General features: G+C 60.1%; 12 protein-coding genes and 1 pseudogene. 5 read left to right on the top strand and 8 right to left on the bottom strand.

Features of this window, described 5'->3' with window-relative positions; all coding sequences use genetic code 11:
* Positions 1 to 68 precede the first annotated feature (68 nt).
* The 4 genes and pseudogenes from LRP59_RS03140 (at position 69) to LRP59_RS03125 (ending at position 4019) form a co-directional block, all read left to right on the top strand.
* A pseudogene (locus LRP59_RS03140) lies at positions 69 to 1095 on the top strand (Gfo/Idh/MocA family protein).
* A gap of 139 nt (positions 1096 to 1234) precedes the next feature.
* A complete protein-coding gene (locus LRP59_RS03135; protein ID WP_014604320.1) occupies positions 1235 to 1345 on the top strand; it encodes a hypothetical protein in 111 nt (36 codons plus the stop codon).
* A 13-nt stretch (positions 1346 to 1358) separates the two neighbouring features.
* A complete protein-coding gene (locus tag LRP59_RS03130) occupies positions 1359 to 2618 on the top strand; it encodes an amino acid permease (RefSeq protein ID WP_002533241.1) in 1260 nt (419 codons plus the stop codon).
* A 21-nt stretch (positions 2619 to 2639) separates the two neighbouring features.
* Positions 2640 to 4019, top strand: a complete 1380-nt coding sequence (locus tag LRP59_RS03125; protein WP_148378476.1) for a serine dehydratase subunit alpha family protein — start codon at positions 2640 to 2642, stop codon at positions 4017 to 4019.
* 114 nt (positions 4020 to 4133) lie between these two features.
* Here LRP59_RS03125 and ileS read toward each other — a convergent pair whose 3' ends face one another.
* The 6 genes from ileS to LRP59_RS03095 form a co-directional block, all read right to left on the bottom strand.
* Complete coding sequence (gene ileS / locus LRP59_RS03120; protein ID WP_002521075.1) at positions 4134 to 7478, bottom strand: isoleucine--tRNA ligase; 3345 nt, start codon at positions 7476 to 7478, stop codon at positions 4134 to 4136.
* A gap of 643 nt (positions 7479 to 8121) precedes the next feature.
* Entirely contained in the window at positions 8122 to 8712 is a 591-nt protein-coding gene (locus LRP59_RS03115) for a hypothetical protein (RefSeq protein ID WP_002521072.1), read from the bottom strand.
* 11 nt (positions 8713 to 8723) lie between these two features.
* Entirely contained in the window at positions 8724 to 9875 is a 1152-nt protein-coding gene (locus tag LRP59_RS03110) for a hypothetical protein (RefSeq protein ID WP_002531636.1), read from the bottom strand.
* 50 nt (positions 9876 to 9925) lie between these two features.
* Entirely contained in the window at positions 9926 to 10660 is a 735-nt protein-coding gene (locus LRP59_RS03105) for an ATP-binding cassette domain-containing protein (RefSeq protein WP_148378473.1), read from the bottom strand.
* Positions 10661 to 11259: 599 nt separating this feature from the next.
* On the bottom strand, positions 11260 to 12069 hold the full coding sequence (locus tag LRP59_RS03100; RefSeq protein WP_002521069.1) for a Cof-type HAD-IIB family hydrolase: 810 nt from the start codon (positions 12067 to 12069) through the stop codon (positions 11260 to 11262).
* 9 nt (positions 12070 to 12078) lie between these two features.
* Positions 12079 to 12879: an HAD hydrolase family protein gene (locus tag LRP59_RS03095; protein WP_002533239.1), complete on the bottom strand. Its 801-nt coding sequence runs from the start codon at positions 12877 to 12879 to the stop codon at positions 12079 to 12081.
* A gap of 518 nt (positions 12880 to 13397) precedes the next feature.
* Between LRP59_RS03095 and LRP59_RS03090 the strand changes: the two genes are divergently transcribed.
* A complete protein-coding gene (locus LRP59_RS03090; RefSeq protein ID WP_002530785.1) occupies positions 13398 to 14825 on the top strand; it encodes a threonine/serine exporter ThrE family protein in 1428 nt (475 codons plus the stop codon).
* A gap of 3 nt (positions 14826 to 14828) precedes the next feature.
* Here LRP59_RS03090 and LRP59_RS03085 read toward each other — a convergent pair whose 3' ends face one another.
* Together LRP59_RS03085 and LRP59_RS03080 are read right to left on the bottom strand one after the other, a co-directional pair.
* On the bottom strand, positions 14829 to 17468 hold the full coding sequence (locus tag LRP59_RS03085; RefSeq protein WP_002533238.1) for an FtsX-like permease family protein: 2640 nt from the start codon (positions 17466 to 17468) through the stop codon (positions 14829 to 14831).
* Positions 17468 to 18250, bottom strand: coding sequence for an ABC transporter ATP-binding protein (locus LRP59_RS03080; RefSeq protein ID WP_002512929.1), 783 nt, complete (start codon positions 18248 to 18250; stop codon positions 17468 to 17470). The genes LRP59_RS03085 and LRP59_RS03080 overlap by 1 nt, the downstream gene beginning before the upstream one ends.
* Positions 18251 to 18254 lie beyond the last annotated feature (4 nt).

Here is an 18254-nt window from a genome sequence, read left to right as displayed (position 1 = left end):
GGACGAAATAGACAAACTGACTGCACGGCGGGCCGTGGTATCGCATACACCGACCCTAGAGTTACCCCATGGACACCACGGCCACCATCGGCTGGGGAATCGCGGGCACTGGATGTATCGCCCGCACGGTTCTTAAAGACTTTGCACACGTCCCGGGAGCACGCATCTGCGCTATCGCGTCAAGGTCAGCAGCCCGCGCCGATGCTTTTGCCGATCTGGTTACTCAGAACCTGGGTTGCCCCCGCCCAGACGCTCACGATTCCTATGTCGACATGATCACCAACCCCACAGTGGACGTCGTTTACGTGGCAACCCCGCACCCTCAGCATCGACCGATCGCCCTGGCTGCCATTGACTCCGGGAAGACTGTTTTCGTCGAGAAATCCTTCGCCGCAACTGCCCATGCGGCTGCCGAAATAGCTGAGGCTGCTCGGGCTAAAAAGATCTTTGCCATAGAGGGGATGTGGACCCGGTTTTTGCCTGTCGTCACCGAGATGATCGACGCCGTCAACAATGGCGCGATCGGCGAGCCGACGGGTATCCAGGGAGATGTGTTCGCCCTGCGCGATTATGACCCTGACGACCGTCTCTTCTCCCCAGCTCTAGGTGGTGGAGTAACCCTTGACCTCAGCGTCTATGCCCTCGATTTCGCCATTCGCCTTTTTGGAGAGCCCACCGAGGTCATCGCCCGTGGCAACCACTTCCCCAATGGGGTGGATTCCGACGCTTCAATGCTGCGGACCTTCCCAAAGAACAAATTCGCCACGCTGGCCATCTCGTTCACCTCCGACGGTGCGGGACGCATGACTATTCAAGGCACCAACGGCTGGATAGAGGTCGAGCCTAGGTTCCACCACCCCAGCCGTATCCTCATCCACCGCCGCAAAGTCATCCCGGAGGGCCACAACACCCCCCGCGCTGAGCCGCGGCTACGCTCACGAGCTCATGGAGGTCTGCGAATGCCTGCGAGCCGGACGCACCGAGAGCCTGACGATGCCACTCGACGACACGCTGGGAGTGGCCGGGGCGATATCTCGGGTCCTCGACCAGCTCGGTGTGGAGAACTACGACGACACTGAACTGTCCCACGCCTGAACCTTGGGCCCGACAACAGGCCGTGACTCCTCAGATCACTCGCCCACTCCTCGCCCCTCCAGGAAATCGTACGGACGCTAGTAAGTCCAAAACTCCGTGACTGACGTGCCACTTCCCTCTACGTTCCTGCGGGATAATCATGGTCACCTCCACGGCTACCTGTTCGATGCAGGGTAAGGAGTATGCTAACATCATCAAAAATCCGAATCTCGACGAAGTTGATTCCCATGAATACATTGGTCACCGTTGACCGACCTGCCAGTATGACCGAGCAGGAATGGCGAAAAGCCATCAAATTTGACAGCACCGACTGGGGCTGGATCATTATGAGCATCGGCATGGCTATCGGTGCTGGTATTGTATTTCTTCCAGTGAAGATCGGCTTAGTCGGATTGTGGGTTTTCCTCGTCTCATCGGTGATCGCCTATCCCGCGATGTACCTGTTCCAGAGGCTATTCATCAACACATTGGCCGAATCAGCCGAATGCAAGGACTACCCTAGCGTCATCTCAGGTTATCTGGGAAAGAACTGGGGCTTTTTTATCGGTGTCCTCTATTTCATCATGTTGGTGATCTGGGTATTTATTTATTCAACAGCCCTCACCAACGATTCTGCCTCTTTCCTCCATTCCTTCGGAGTGACCAAGACTGTGTGGTCGCACAATCCGTTCTATGGTCTGGTCGTCATCTGCATCATGGTGGCGATCGCCTCACGAGCGGAAAAGATCCTTTTCCGAATCTCGACGGTGATGGTACTCACGAAACTGTTTGTCGTGATTTTCCTCGGCCTCGCGATCATCGGCAGCTGGAACCTGGCGAACGTCGGGGCCTTCCCGAGCTTGGGCTACCTAGTGAAACAGACCATCGTCATGCTTCCATTCACATTGACCTCGATACTCTTCATCCAGTCACTCAGCCCGATGGTCATCTCCTACCGAGCCCACTACAAGTCAATCGAAGTGGCACGTCACAAGGCCTTGCGCTCCATGAATATCGCGTTCAGCGTGCTGTTCATCACGGTCTTTTTCTACGCCATCTCCTTCAACTTGACCATGGGACATGACGTAGCAGTAAAAGCCTACAATCAAAACATCTCAACCTTGGCGATGGTGGCCCAGGGCATGGGAGGCTCGACCGTCAAGATTTTCTCCTTGATTCTCAACATCTTCGCCGTAATGACGGCGTACTTCGGGGTGTTCCTCGGCTTCCGTGAGGCATGCCAAGGAATTGCGATGAACGTGCTACGCCGCCTCATCCCCGAGGAGAGAATCAACAAGAAAATTGTTTCATGGTCCATCCTCGTCTTTGCGATCCTAGTGTCTTGGGGCGCCATCCTCCTCAATGCCCCTGTGCTGAGTTTCACCTCCATCTGCAGTCCCATCTTCGGCATGATTGGTTGCCTCATCCCAGCGTATCTTGTATTTAAGGTTCCCTCACTTCACAAATTCCGAAGCCCGAGTCTAATTCTCATTATCGCAACAGGGATTCTTCTAGTTGTCTCCCCATTCCTGGCTTTCAGCTAATTCTTATCAGAAAGGTTGATCATGACACCCTTGGTGACCGAAGGAGTCCGGAATGCCGACTCGATGCAGAAAACACGATGTCAAACCCCGCTCTCTCCCTCTGAGATCAACAACCTCATTGAGGCCCTCCACCAGGGTGTGACCCCAGCCACCGGCTGCACCGAACCCATTGCCCTGGCCTATGCCGCGGCGCGCGCCAAACGAGCTCTTGGAAGCGACGCGAAACAACTCGACTCTCTCCACATTGACGCTCGGGTATCCCCCAATATTATGAAGAACGGCATGGCCGTCATGGTCCCCGGCACCGGACGGCCCGGCCTCGAGATCGCCGCAGCGGTGGGAGCCCTCGCAGGCAACCCCGATGCGGGGCTAGCGGTCCTGGCCGACGTCAGCGAAGACGCGGCAGAGAAGGCGCGTCATCTAGTCGACTCAGGAGTCGTCGAACTCACTGTGGCCGATGTGGACGATGACCTCTATGCCGAAACCGTCCTTCACCTCGATGGTCACCACGCTCGAGCATGCATTGCAGGCGACCACACAAACGTATTCCTTGTCAGCCGCGACGACGAAGTCCTTGAGAGCAAGGAACGCCCGGCCGCAGGCCACGTCCCCCCGACGGCCGCGCTCCTCCAAGGTCTCAGTCTGGCCAAGATCTACGATTTCGCTACCACCGTGGACATTGAGCTTATCGAGTTCATTACCGAGGCCGAACGCCTCAACAACGCCTTGGTCGACGCTGGACGAGACGGCTCCTACGGGATTGGTGAAGGTGCCGCCATACTCGGATCGATCGACCGCGGCATGGCCTCAGACGACCTGTGCACACGCATGACCGCATACACTGCAGCTGCCTCAGAGGCACGAATGGGCGGTGCCCCGTTGCCGGCAATGACCAACAGCGGATCCGGCAACCAAGGCATCGTCGCCACCGTCCCAGTCACTGTCGCCGCGGACTACGCAGGTGTCGACCACGAACGGCGCGTACGCGCCCTGGCCCTCTCTCACGCCGTCGCCCTCTACGCCCACGCCGGGCTTCCCGTGCTCTCCGCTTTCTGTGCTGCGACCACAGCAGCGATGGGTGCGGCAGCCGGGATCTGCCTGGTGTTAGACGGCTCCTACAGCGCGGTGGAACGCGCAGTCGCATCAATGACCGGCGACGTCGTCGGCATGGTCTGCGATGGTGCAGGCTGCAGCTGTGCGTTGAAGGTCTCCGCCTCAGCGAATGCAGCCGGCCGTGCCGCCTTGCTCTCGTTGGCAGGCCGACGCATACCTGGGACGAACGGGCTGGTACACGATGACGTCGACGCGGCGATTCGCGGCATCGGCCGGCTGGGAACCGAAGGAATGAAACAGACCGATCCGGAGATCCTGTCGCTGATAATGGCGAAACAGACCGTCTGAATCACGGGACCATCAGCCCAGCCTCAGCCGGGCCGATGCGCGAGGTTCCGCGTCGCGATGCTGCTCCGTCGATCCACACCTGGCGACTGGCCGGCACGGCGACCCTCCGTGTCCTCAGACCTTGACGACCTTGACCGCTAGTCCTAGGTCCGGCTCGATGGCCCAGTCGTCGGCGCGGGGCTCACGCGACATCTGGACCGCCAGCACCTCCTGACTGATCTGCTCAGCATGCTCCTCGATAGCTTTAGCCAGATCGGCACTAGCAGACCACGCCAAGGTGATGCGGTCGGAAACGTCGAGTCCAGCCTTCTTGCGGCTGTCCTGGACGAAACGGATGACCTCACGGGCTTGCCCAGCGCGAGCCAACTCGGGGGTAATCTCCAAATCGAGAGCCACCGTCTCACCCTGCTCGTTGACGACGCTCCAGCCTTCCCGAGGACGCTCGGAGACGATCACATCGTCAGCGGTCACGACGGCCTTACCTCCCTCGACCTCTGGTACATCCAACTCGATGGACCCCTTGATGGCCAGTTCGGAGGCAAGCCACTCGGGATCGGCAGCGGCAATAGCGGCTGCGACCCTCGGAGTGGCTTTAGCGTACTTCTTGCCTAGGGCCCGGAAGTTGCCCTTCGCGCAATGATCAACGAGGTCCCCAGCCGCAGTAAAGGAATCCAGGGCCATGACGTTCAGTTCGGACCGGATCTCAGCCTGCAAATCCTCGTCCAGTTTAGCCAAGGCGGCACCAGAAATGAGGGCGCGAGACAAAGGCTGACGGATCTTGGCCTTGGCCTCTGCACGGGCACCGCGCCCCAGCTCGACGATGCGTCGGGCCACATCCATCGATTCGGACAGGGACTCGTCAATGAGCGAGTCGTCGGCCACCGGCCAACTTGCCAAATGGACCGACTCCGGGCCGTGCGGATTTGTCGTCACGAAGAGGTCCTGCCAGACCCGCTCGGTGATAAACGGAACCATCGGTGCCATCAGTTTAGTGAGGGTTTCTAGGGTCTCGTGCAAAGTCCACAGGGCGCCCTCATCGCCGTCCCAGAAGCGACGGCGGGAACGGCGCACGTACCAGTTAGACAGCTCGTCGACGAACTGAGCAATAAGGTTGCCGACGCGCTGGGTATCGAAGTTGTTCAGCGCCTCAGTAACGTCGCGTACCAGCACATTGGTGGCGCCGACGAGCCAGCGATCCAGCACGTGACGCTGTGTTACAGCGGGGGGGACAACCCCCCCGAACCCCCTCGAATCCACAGCGGGGGGGACAACCCCCCCGAACCCCCTCGCCGGGTCGGCATCATCCTGCGTGCCTTGAGCTGGAGACCACCCATTGGCGCGGGCGTAGAGGGCCTGGAAGCTCACGGTATTCCAGTACGTCAACAGAACCTTGCGGACCGTCTCCTGGATGGTCTCGTCACCGACGCGCCGTGCACTCCATGGGGAACCGTCGGCCGCCATGAACCAACGCAGCGCGTCGGCACCATGGGAATCCATGAGCGGGATAGGCAACAGGATGTTGCCCAGGTGCTTGCTCATCTTGCGACCGTCCTCGGCCAAAATGTGGCCCAGACACAGCACATTGCGGTACGAGGACTCGTCAAACACCAGGGTTCCGACGGCCATCATGGTGTAAAACCACCCGCGGGTCTGATCGATGGCCTCACAGATGAAGTCACCCGGGTAGTGAGACTCGAACTTCTCCTTCGAGCCGGGCACATGCGGGTATCCCCACTGGGCGAAGGGCATCGAGCCCGAATCAAGCCAGGCATCAGCCACCTCGGGCACCCGGTGATAGGTATGACCATCCCGGGTGAAGGTCACCTCGTCAATGAACGGACGATGCGGATCCATCCCGGTGAGGTCACGCCCGACGTACTGGGATAACTCGGCCAGCGACTCCACACAGATGACATCGGAGCGATCGTCGTCGTTGCGCCACAACGGCAACGGAGTACCCCAGTAGCGCGACCGGCTGACAGCCCAGTCGATGTTGTTCTCCAGCCAATCACCAAAACGGCCATGCTTGATCGTCTCGGGATACCACGTGGTGCCCTCGTTCTGGGCCAGCAGTTGTTCCTTAACCTTCGTCGTGCGGATATACCACGAGGGCTGGGCGTAATAAATCAAGTGGGTATCACAGCGCCAGCAGTGCGGGTAGGAGTGCCAGTGCATCTCCAGGCGGAATAGAACTCCGCGCCTGTCAAGATCTTCGCATAACGGCTTGTCGGCGGTCTTGAAGAACTGCCCGCCCACCAGCGGCACGGATTCCTCGAAGGTACCGTCGGGGCGAATCGGGTTGACCAGCGGCAACCCGTAGCGACGGCAGGTCTGTAGATCGTCGGCGCCAAAGGCTGGGGCCTGATGCACCAGCCCGGTGCCATCTTCGACGGTGACGTAGTCAGCTAGAACGACGAAGTTTGCGTCAGCTGGGGTGGGACGTCCATCAACCGTCACCCGCTCAGTCTTTGGCCACTCCAGGAAGTTGTAGGGGCGCTCGTAGGTCCAAAATTCCATCTGCGAGCCCAAGAAGGATTCGCCGGTAAGGCTCCACCCCTCACCCAGCACTTTTTCGAACAGTGGCTCAGCGATGATGAGGTCCTGAGAGGCCGGATCCTCTGCAGAGGCAGTAGCGACGGCATCGGATCCCTCCGGAACCGGATCCTGGTGGGCGACGACGTATCGCACCTCGGGGTGGACGGCCACAGCAGTGTTCGATACGAGGGTCCAGGGGGTGGTCGTCCACACCAGCAGCTTGGCGCGTCCAGCCAGCGGGCCCGACGTCACCGGGAACCGCACATAGATCGACGGGTCGCGGTCATCCTGGTAACCCTGAGCCAGCTCATGGTCGGACAGGGTGGTGCCGCAGCGCGGGCAGTACGGGGCCACGCGGTGGTCCTCGCCGAGCAGACCCTTATCCCAGATTCGCTTAAGACCCCACCACACCGACTCGACGTAGGACGGGCTCATCGTCCAATACGCCTCATCCATATTGACCCAGTAGCCCATTCGCTCGGTGAGTTCGCTGAAGGCATCGACGTGGCGGGTAACGGACTCGCGGCATTTGGCATTGAACGGTTCAACGCCGTACTTCTCGATGTCAGGCTTACCGGAGAACCCGAGCTCCTTTTCAACGGCCAGTTCGACGGGTAGACCGTGACAGTCCCAGCCTGCCTTGCGGTCGACGCGGAACCCCTGCATCGTCTTGAAACGCGGGAAGATGTCTTTGAACACCCGGGCCTCAACATGGTGGGTACCTGGCTGGCCGTTAGCGGTCGGCGGGCCCTCAAAGAAGGTCCACGGCCGGCCGTCCTTGGTGGCCTCCAAGGACTTGTCAAAAGTGTGCTGACGAGCCCACAGATCAATGATCTCGTGGTCCATCGCGGGCAGGTCAATCTGTGGCGGCACGTTGTTGTACTGCCTGCAGTTGTCGGAGCGAACTGGGTTCACATCGGTCATCGCAGCGGGTGGTCCTTCGTCTCGGGTCACCGAGGGACGAGCACACCGGATTCTCCGGGTACCCGCGGTACCACCCTCCTTGCACGACGTCAACGACGTCGGCCTCTCGGTTAGTCGATCGCTGCTGGTTCTACTAAGGCAGTGTATGCACTCGCCCGTTCTTCCAGCGACTCCGGGGTGATCGCCCCATCACTGCCTTGCGGTCGCAAACATCTTACTCCAACCGGAGAAAACTGTGGCGGGTCTCCGGGCACGGTGGCAATGATGTCGCTCTACGGCATTGTTGCCACCACAGACGCCAGGAACGCCCATTACCTACCGAAATGCCACACACCTGGAAGCTCCCCCGGCCCGCACGTAGACACTTGATCGACGTTTACCCCAAACACCGGTGGCAATCAGGCTTCAGAATCAACAACGGACCACTGAGATGCTCTGTGCGCGGTAATAGCCACCGTGGGTATCCGGCGTCCTAGACGTCTTCAGCCATGGGTGACACGAGCTAGGTTGACATGAAAAAGAACACCCAAGTGTGCTTGAGATGTTGCTCGTTCCCGTCTCGATGGTCCCGCCTCACCGTCATGCTCGTGTGCCGGAGGGACCCCACCTGCCCACACTGGTCAGTTGACCTCGCGTATGAGGATCACCCACGATTACGCCACGGGCGGGGCTTAACCAGCGAGGCAGAGATCCCTAGAAGGCAGAGAGCCACTGAAAGCACTGCAGACAGTACATCTGTGCGATCCTTCACCGGCCAAGACCACGGAGCTTCGAAACTTGCGGTACTCCCCGCCAATAGACTCATGAGAACCCAAATAGTCGCAGGTAGGGATGACAGCCTCTTGACGCCAAGTGCGTTGGCAAGAAGGGTCACCCCAGACAATCCGACAGTATTTCGCGTGGCAACCATTCCGACGGGGAGATTTCCCACATACGCCACAATTCCAACAAGGACGGCCGGCGTCGTTGACAGGAGACAATCGGCAAGTGCAGTCCGCCGCTCGGATCCTGCCTCCAGCCGCGTGTCACGCCGCGAAAGACACCAACCTTGCACGATGACCACGCACAGGGGAACCACGGCGGCGTTAGAAACGTCAACACCTCTGCCTGTCAAAAACGGGGGGATCGCGATTATGACTTCGGAAGTGAGTCCGATGAGGACACAACAAACCACAGTCGCTGCAAGCAAAGATAACAGGGATCGATTTCGAGCCCAGGCCCTCCAGCCCAGCAGCACATTACCGCTCAACATGTCCGAAGCCGGGCTCGATCATGTTCAATAATGCTGGCCTGCTTCTCGATCGGCAGTCGATCGATGGATTTCAACCACTCACGAGTCTCTGGGGATAATGCCGTGTCTCGCACCTCGATGCCTGAATGTTCCACCAACCAAGCGACAACACGATCCTGAACATTTTGCACCCAGATCTCCACTTCGTCTTGACGAACTTGACATGGAGCAACAGCCAGGCCCTCCGCGACTGCCGATAGTGCGGGTAATGCCGATTCAGACACATCCTCTGCCGACGCCGACCACCAAACGGTTGTTTGAGTCGATTGCCCAATGCCCTGCCGGTATGCCCTTGGAACGTGAACCCCGTTAGCCCTCCACGCAGCATCTGCCTTCTGCACTATGGGCCCCAGCAGTTGGAGGTCGTGCGCATCCCAGGTACACACCGTGGGATCCTTCAAACACGTCTGCGTCCCAGTTCGAGGCACGGCAGGAAAAGCACCCACACCCTCCACCTCACGGAACCCAATTAACACTGTTGAGACCAACCCGATAATCAAGATCACGGTCACGATGGCACTTGAATGATAGCGCAGCCTACTCGCAATAAACGCCACCATAGACACAACAAGAACACCGCACGCCATCGTCATGCCGGCCGCAAGGACTTGCGGATCTAGCATCTCCCCCGCATTACAGCAGTCCATGTAATAGCCAACCAGATACCTCAATTCTAGTACCGATACGGCCGGGCCATACAAAACGAGTATAAATGGGATCAAAAGAGCCGTCGGTGCCGATAATGCCAATGGCCATGACATTCCAATCACGGCGCCAAAGACACCCCACGCGAGCATCCAGACAACACCAATCAACGACATTTTTACAATTTGATCCCCAGATCCTGAAAGCAGAACGAAAACGCCTACAGCTATTGTAGAAGGAAGAACAGCAATTGCCCACCACGGCGCCACAATTCTCAGCCGAGACCGCTTGGATAATCTCTTTAGAATCTGACCTTCGGTAAATCTCCGAAGTTCCAAGCAAGTACTCAGCGCAACAGGCCCCGCAACCATCATGAATGCGTAAAGTATACTGGAAGCCCGCTCAATAGCTGAGCGCGCCGGAGGGTTCCCAAATGCCCCATACCACCACATGAGCAGCATTACTGGCACAAGACGCACGCCATAAGACCGTCGAAGCAGAAGATGCCACGTCATCGCGCCTGCTCCGATACACCCACGACATCAAGAAATGCCGCCTCTGCTGCGTGAGAAGATCCCGCACCATGCATGAGGAACTCATCGGTAGATCCGTCATAGGCAATGTGCCCCTCATGCAGTATCACGACCCTGTTATACATTGAGTCAACGTCGGAAGTATCGTGAGTGGACACCACAAAACTACGAGTAGCGCCGAGCTCCGTGAGCAGATTCCGAAATACGTGCTTCTGCGCTGGGTCAAGGCCAGCAGTTGGCTCATCGAGCAAAACAATCGGCTGTTCTCCTACCAGAGCTTGAGCCAAACCAACTCGACGCAGCTGTCCTCCGGACAACTGATTGGGCTTGTCCTTCAGACGGTCTTCTAATTGGACTGCCTCTAGCGCCATAATTGCCCGCTTCTCACTCTGGGACGAACTACACCCGCCGAGCCAAGCTGAATATGCCACTTGCTCAACTACCCGGAACCCAGGAATTGGCCTGATCTGCTGGGGCATCAGAGACACAACGGAACGAGGGTCTTTATCCCCATCCACGGCTATTAACCCCGCCGAGGGCTGAAGTTCGCCCGCACATAGCCGCAGCAGGGTAGTTTTCCCCGCACCATTAAGGCCCAAGAGAACCGTTGGCCCGGTATCACCCAGAATTAAGTTCAGTTCAGTGAAAAGCCGGGATTTGCATCGTGGATAGGAGAAGTGAACCCCTTCGAGCTGTAGTGTCTGGGTCACCATCGGATCCGGAAATCACGAACAGAAAGCTTCAACCACGTAGGGGATCCCCCAGTCAGGCCAACTAACCGGAATCTGTAAGTTCCGGCAGACAGGCGCCCATAGTAAGCGGAACCGGTCTTCGCGCAAGACAGCGTCTTATCACCGATGTTTACGTCTGGTCTGAAGTCCTTTACCCGACGCAGATTGTACGTTACGGTTCTAGGAATCACACCGGCACTATCGGGCGCGGGTGAACACTTCGTGTAGTGCGAGAGGCTAGTCCTGCCGTCATGCCTGTTAGGATCATCCCACGTAGATGACTCATGTCCCACCACCCAGTTGGAGATGTACGTGTTTCTAACCCCATCTGAAGTTTCTGCCCATGCCGTGGCGCACCCAATTACGCCGAGACAGGTGGCCGCTAGGGTCACGCCTGCAACCGTTCGATTCTTCACGCTGCTTGTCCTCGTATCCTAATGCCCGCCGCCGCTCGGAGGGCCGTCGGCGGCTAAGCATATTTCCAGACTTTAATTATACGACACCTATATTAAAATCGCCTATGAGAGGGCCGTACCTCATATACTTCCTGTCAACCGCTATGTTGAGCTCCGAATCGTTCGTCACCGTTCTCTCACCGACAGCAGCTTCTCGACGACCTGCGCAACCCCGTCCTCGGCATTCGACGGCGCCCGGTGGCGGGCCGCTGCGACCGCCAACGGCACCGCATGAGCCATCGCGTAGGAGTCTCCCGCCCAGGCGAGCATCTCGACGTCATTAGCTCCGTCACCGAAAGCCACGGTGTCGGCCCGGTCAATGCCCAGGTGATCGCACAGCATGGACAAACCGGAGTCTTTGGCCACCCCGTTAGCACTAATCTCTAGCATCGGCTTGCCCGAGGTAGTGACGTGTACCTCGTCAGCCATACCGACGCTCGCCGCGCGCGCAGCGAGTTCCTCGACGGGCAGGTTCGGATGGCGGGCGACCATTTTGAGGCAGTCTCCGTCAAGCACCTCGTCAAGATCCAGGGCGGGCATGTCGGATGGCTCGCGGGAATGGTCAGCGAACGTCGTCAACTCGGCATAGCCGCGCTGGGAGGCGAAAGTGAGCCCGTCGTCCTTGATCGTCAGAAAGCGGGTGCCGGGAGCGGCATCGAGGAGACGGTGGGCGAACTCGTTCGCCACGGCAGCCGGCATGAGTTGGCGAAAGAGTACGGTGCGAGCCTGGAGGTCCCAGCAAATGGCGCCGTTGGAGCACAGTGCCCAGCGGCCTAAGTCGTCACGCCACTTCTCAATACCGTAGATCTGCCGTGCGGTGACTGGCACCACCGGCACCCCGGCCTTCTCTGCGCCGCGAATGGCATCACGAGTACGAGGGCTAATAGCGCCGTCAAGAGTCAGGAGGGTTCCGTCAAGGTCAGTTGCGATGAGCACACTGCGAGATTATCGAGATGCCAGCAACTCCTCGACAACAACGGCGAAACCATCCTCCTCGCAGGAGGGAGCGCGCCTGTCCGCAGCAGCAATCGCCTCCGGCTTGGCGCCGCCCATCGCATAAGACACCCCGGCCCACTGCAACATCTCAACGTCATTGGCCCCGTCTCCCAAAGCGACGACATGGGCACGATCCTCCCCGAGGAGCTGGCAGATGCGTTCTAGACCACTGGCCTTTGTCACGCCTGCTGGTCCGGCTTCCGCCACCGTGAACCCGGCCCACGTAGCGTGAACTCCGGGCACCCGCAGACGCCTGGACAGCTGGTAGATATCTGAGGCAGGCACTGTCGGGTGCACGATCATGAGCTTGACGGCTTCACTAGAGCACAGCTCCTTACGACTGACGAGAACGTGCTCGGCGGGATCGTTCTCAGACTCAAAGGCAGGGACAATCTCGTCGTACCCCTCCTCGACGAGGAACACTGAAGAATCCCCAACCTCCGCACAGAACACCACCCCCGGACACTCGGCAGTGAGTTGGTCGACGTAGGACTTCACGGTACGAGCCGACATCGTCTCGGTGAAGAGAGTCTCGCCAGTGGACATGTCCGTACCGACAGCACCGTTAGACACCAGGGCATACCGGTGAAAGACCGGACCGATGACGCGCAGCCCACCAATAGCCCGGCCCGTTACCGGAATGACGTGAATACCAGCTGCCTCGGCGGCCTTCACGGCAGCCCGGTTTCGAGGAGACACGGTGGCGTCGGGGGTGAGGAAGGTTCCGTCGAGGTCGGTCGCGATGAGCACCCCGTCACCCTATCGACAAGTCCCGAATCCGTCCCCGTTTGGGTACCGTCGGTAAAGACCATCACAATGGTCCTGCAGGGCGTTCCTGCGTGGCGCGAGGAGGGTGTCAGATGGCGGAGAAGCGGTCGGGTGCTCGTAGCGGATCCGCGTCCCGAAATCATCCGCGCTCCTGGCACGGCGACGACCCGATCCCACGAACTGCTGACGGCATTGACGCCCGTATTTTCCGTCCAGGCCAGGCCTCCGCCCAGCCCGCTACCCCACCACAGTCGAGTGCCACCCCTTCTGAACCCCCGGTCGATGAGGATAACCCGACGAAGATAGCCCCGGTAGGCAGCCTTTCGAGGTCGTGGCCCCTGACCCGTTCAAGGACGACCTCTCCCCACAATGGCCAAGCCAAACTCCGCCATTCCAGGCCACCAAGGGCGCACCGAACCCGACGCGTCCCGCTAGAAAAACTCTTTCGCGCCAGGACACCGGTAGAGCCGACTCTGGCTCTCAACCTGGGCGACGCTGAGATGGCGATCATGCAAGCTCGACGTGTCGTCGACCTCGTCACCCGCGTCGCGGTGATGGCGATCTCGGTAGGAGGTTCCGCGTCTGAGGCCGTCGCAATAGCCCTGCGCATCACCGCGACCTACGGAGTGACCGTCCACATCGATATTACGAACACGTCCGTCATCGTCACCCAGCATCGTGGACTGGACGAAGACCCCATCACCGCGTTGCGGGTGGTTCGTTCCCGCAGCAACGATTACCAGCGCCTGGGCGAACTGCAGTTGCTCGTCGATGACATTTGCGACAAGACCGTAAGTCTCGAGGAGGCCGCCGACCGCTTGGCCGCCATCACGCGCAGCCCCCGGTTGTACCGTCAATGGTTCGTCACTATGAACATTGGTCTCATGGGGGCAGGACTGTCTACCTTGTTCGGCGGTACCGTCATGGACGGCGTGCTGAGCTTCTTCTCGACGTGCATCGTTGACGCCACCGTTCAGGCGATGGCGCGCAAGCGGATCACGAATTTCTTTGCTCAAGCGGCCGGTGGCGCCATCGCGACCGCGTTCGCCCTTATCGTCATGGTGTACATGGCGGCTTCCAATCACCCTCTGCCGCTGTCTCCTTCCCTCATCGTCGCCGCCGGAATCGTCTCCCTGCTGGCCGGCGGCTCTTTCGTCGCGGCCTCCCAGGACGCCCTCGACGGCTACGTCGTCACAAGTTCCGGACGATTCCTGGAAGGGTTTGTACAAACCGGTGGCGTCATCCTCGGCGTCATCACGGCGATGTGGATCGGACTGAGGCTCGGAGTGCCCGGGTACATCTCGCCCGCCCTGGGGTTCTCCACCAACCCGGTCCTCCAGATGGTCGCTGCCGCGGTCATCGCCGTGACCTTCGGCGTTTCTTCTCACGCTGGATACCGCACCCTGGCGATCTGTGCGGCCTTGGGGGCAGCAGCCTGGGCCGGATACCTCCTCGGCATGCAGTTGACGGGATCTGTGTCAGCAGCGTCAGGACTCGCAGCCATGGTGGCAGGCTTTATCGCAGGCCTAGGAGCGAAGCGCTGGAAGGTACCTCAGCTAGGTTTGGTGACGATCGCCATCGTCCCCCTCATGCCCGGCGTCATGATGTACCGAGCCCTGTACATGATCGTCAATGCGCAAAACGAAACCGGCGGCACCTCGAGCGCTGGGTGGACCCTCTTTCTAGAGGCCTTGCTCGTCGGTGTGGCGCTAGCCGTCGGAGGCAGCTTCGGCGCGCTGCTGGCCCGTCCATTCACTCTCCCGAAGGATCTGCGGTCCCGGTTGGCGACCCTCGCTTCCTGGGGTGCTGGTCAAGCCGTCCCGCGTGAACGGCGCCGTCGGCGATCCCAGCCCCCGGCGGATCCGCACCATCCAGCTCTCAACAACACTGAGACTGACCCGACTGTGACGGGAACTTGGGCACGGTAGGCGTCAGTCCAGTCTCTGCATCCGTGGTCGCGGCACTGGTACGGCGACCATCGTCACTAAAGCCAGCAACACCGGCGGGGCGAACACGATGAGCGCCAGCCACGGCAGTGGCATTGGCATCGGCCAGCGGGGGCCGACGCACGTCATAACGGCAACCGGCACGAACCCCACGAGAAAGCCAAGGACCTGACCAAGCCCTGTCGTCACGAGGGCCTGTGCTGCCACCATTCGTCTCAAGGTCGCCTTTGACGCCCCTACCGACGCGATGGCGGTGCGCGACCCCCTCGAGTCGGACAGAGTCAAGACCAATACCACGGCGCCCACGCATACCGCCAACAGCGTGCCCACTACCGCCGACCAGCGCATCACGGTCCCGAAAACATCCGAGTACCCCTCCTCCCATATGAACTCCGAGGAGGACCCAGTGACGTCCATGAGGGAATGTTGCAGACGGTCCCCTTCCTTCGCGGTCGGAATGTGCGGCAACCGTAACCACACCGTTGTGGATTGAGTTTTCACGTTGTCGGGGCTTACCCCAAGCACCTTGGCTGCCGTTCTACGGCTGATGAGATTGGGCACACCGTATCCCAGGGCATGGTGGGGAGCATGGATAGCTGGAAGCACGGTGGTGCCGGTACTGTGACGTTCATCATGGTCGGAGATGATGGCCTGCGAAACCCGTGTGGCATCGGGCGAGAACAGCACGACTCCGTCATCGAGAGCCTTCATCACCCTGCCGTCTGCCTTCTCCCCAGTCAGCAACTCATAAAGGGTACCGTCGTCGATGACCACCGTCGACGACATCGCTCCGTTAGGTACCTTGGGGGCAACTTCGAGACTGCTAGTGCAGTACTTCCCGTCCTGACCGCACGTCACCGGCTCCTCCGGCCGTAGATATTTCACGTGCGGCCCGAAAACCGCAGTGACCCGTTTGATCTCCCCGGCAACACGATCGTCCGAAGTCCTGACCCCGTCATCGTGTTCACCAGCGAGAACCCCAATGTGGTCTCCGAACTCCGGGACGTATTCGGCCTTGTCCTGGATGGCGAGACTGTCGCAGAGCGAGACGGCGGCGCATGCCAGCACGGTGATAGCCATGGAAGCGGCGACCCCTGGTACCGCCCGTCCTCGGTTACGGTTAAGATCGCGCAAGGCGAACCGGATCGGCAGCCGCGACGATTTGCGTCCCGACACCTTGTCCACCAACCAGGGCATGGCAGACACAGCGGCCAGGTACAGCACGACAATGGTGACGATAATGCCAATATTCAGGCGCACCATCACGTCGCCGGTCGTTCCACGACGGCCATACATGACGCCACCGACCCCGGCGAGCAGACCGGTCACCGCGATGACGATCGCTAGCGTTGGTCGCCGCGCAGGCCGTGCCGCAGATTCCGCATGTTTGACCCCCATGAGGGCGTCTTGACGGGCAACGTCACGAGCCGGGAACCAACAAGCGGTCAGTGCCGCAAGCAGACCGACCACGGACCCGACGGCGGCATATCCCCAATCGACCCCATAGGTGATGTAGTCGGGGTACACCATTCGAATGATGGCCACCGCGCCATTGCCCATACCCACGCCGAGGCCCACCCCGAGGAGGGCCCCCGTCAGGCCCAACAGCATTCCCTGATGAATCATCACACCCATGAGGTCACGTCGAGCGGCCCCGGTAATGCCGAGCAGGGCGAGCATCCGCCGCTGTTGACGAGCGCCAATAGCGAATGCTGCGGCTGCGATAGTGGCTACGACAATAGCCGAGAGCACCCCAGCGGCCAGTATCAGCGCAAACATGTCCCGTTCGAAGGTGTCTCCTTGACTGACACTCTCTTCGGCACGGCGGTCGGCGACGCCCACCCCGGACGCATTAAGCTTCTCGACTTGTTGCCTCGTGAGCGATGCACCGTTGACGTAATAAGTGAGCTCTCCACCACGGGCCAACGGGCTGCGAGGGGCTACCCAGAACGTTGGACCATTCCCCGGCCATTCTTCCCGGACCACCCCAGTGATGGTGTACCGGTGCCCGTTGACGGTTACTCGGGACCCCACCGACCAGCCATAATCTTTCGCAGCACCGGTGGTCACCCAGATGTTATTGCCGGTAGGCATGGGGCCACGCGGGAACTCCATGCGGTAGGGACGCATAGTCGTCAGGTCCATCGCCTTGACCGTTGCCGACAAGGTGGCAAGCCGCCAGGAAACGCTAGCCTCGGTAGTCCTCAAAAGGTGCAGTTTGTGGCCGGGCAGCGTCAGGTTAGCCAGAGCCGTCTGTTGCTGGGTTCGTTGGCGCACATCTGGCTCGGCACCGTGGTCACAGTACGGGTTAGTCGGCCCTTGCTGGGAACATTGACCATCCCAATTTGATATCGGGCTGATGACCATGTCGGCGTCACCGTAGTTGTTGAGGGCCTGACTGCCGGAGATACTGCCGTCCGAGCGCAGGAGCACCCCTAATCCGGACATGATGGCCACCGGTAACGCTATGAGCATCACGATAAGTAGGGAGCGCAACTTGTGCCTGCCGATGTCACGTACGGCCAGGCGATTGATGAGACGGCGGTGGGGCCGTCCTCGGGCAATGGCGTCTCCGGAGAGGCGAACCGCGCTAGTCGGCATCTCGGGCGTGGTCCGGGCTGACATCACCACCGGCCACGTTTCGGGTTGTCGTTGAGTAGTTCCATAGGATCGCTGACGACCTGGGACTCGTCGACGAGCCTTCCGTCTCGCAGGAAAATCACCCGGTCAGCCCACGCCGCGTGACGAGCCTCGTGGGTCACCAGGACGACGGCGACCCCCTCGTCAGCGAGGGTCCGAATGAGGGCCATGATGTCGTCGCCGGTGACCGAGTCAAGGGCGCCGGTGGGTTCATCAGCCAGCAAAACGCGGCGATCCCCGACGATGCCGCGGGCAATCGCTACTCGTTGACGCTGCCCTCCCGACATCTTCTCGATGTGGCGATCAACTAGTTCCGGGACGCCGACGCGGTCGAGGGCGATCTCGGCGGCCTTGCGGGCACGGGTGGCCGACACCCCGTCGAGTTCCAGCGGCACAGACACGTTCTCGACAGCGGTAAGGGTGGGCACGAGGTTGTAATCCTGGAAGACGAAACCAAGCTGACGACGTCGCACCCGCGCCAGGTCGTCGCGGGACATGCCGCCAAGCGGCTCGCCACATACCGACACAGTTCCAGAGGTGGGCTGGTCCAACCCACCAGCCAGACCGAGGAGGGTGGATTTACCAGACCCCGACGGCCCCATGACAGCGGCAAAGGTACCAGGGTTGACGCCTAGGCTGACGTCGACGATGGCGTCGACCCGCTGCTCACCCTCGCCGAAGGAACGACTCACATGATCCAGGGACAACACGGTGCGCTGCATCGTGGGAGTGATCTGGTCAGCAGCGCACGACGGGGTCGACGTCATCCGG

Source organism: Cutibacterium sp. 37298, assembly GCF_023838685.1.
Lineage (GTDB): Bacteria > Actinomycetota > Actinomycetes > Propionibacteriales > Propionibacteriaceae > Cutibacterium > Cutibacterium acnes.
This window is presented reverse-complemented; position numbering and strand designations above follow the sequence as displayed.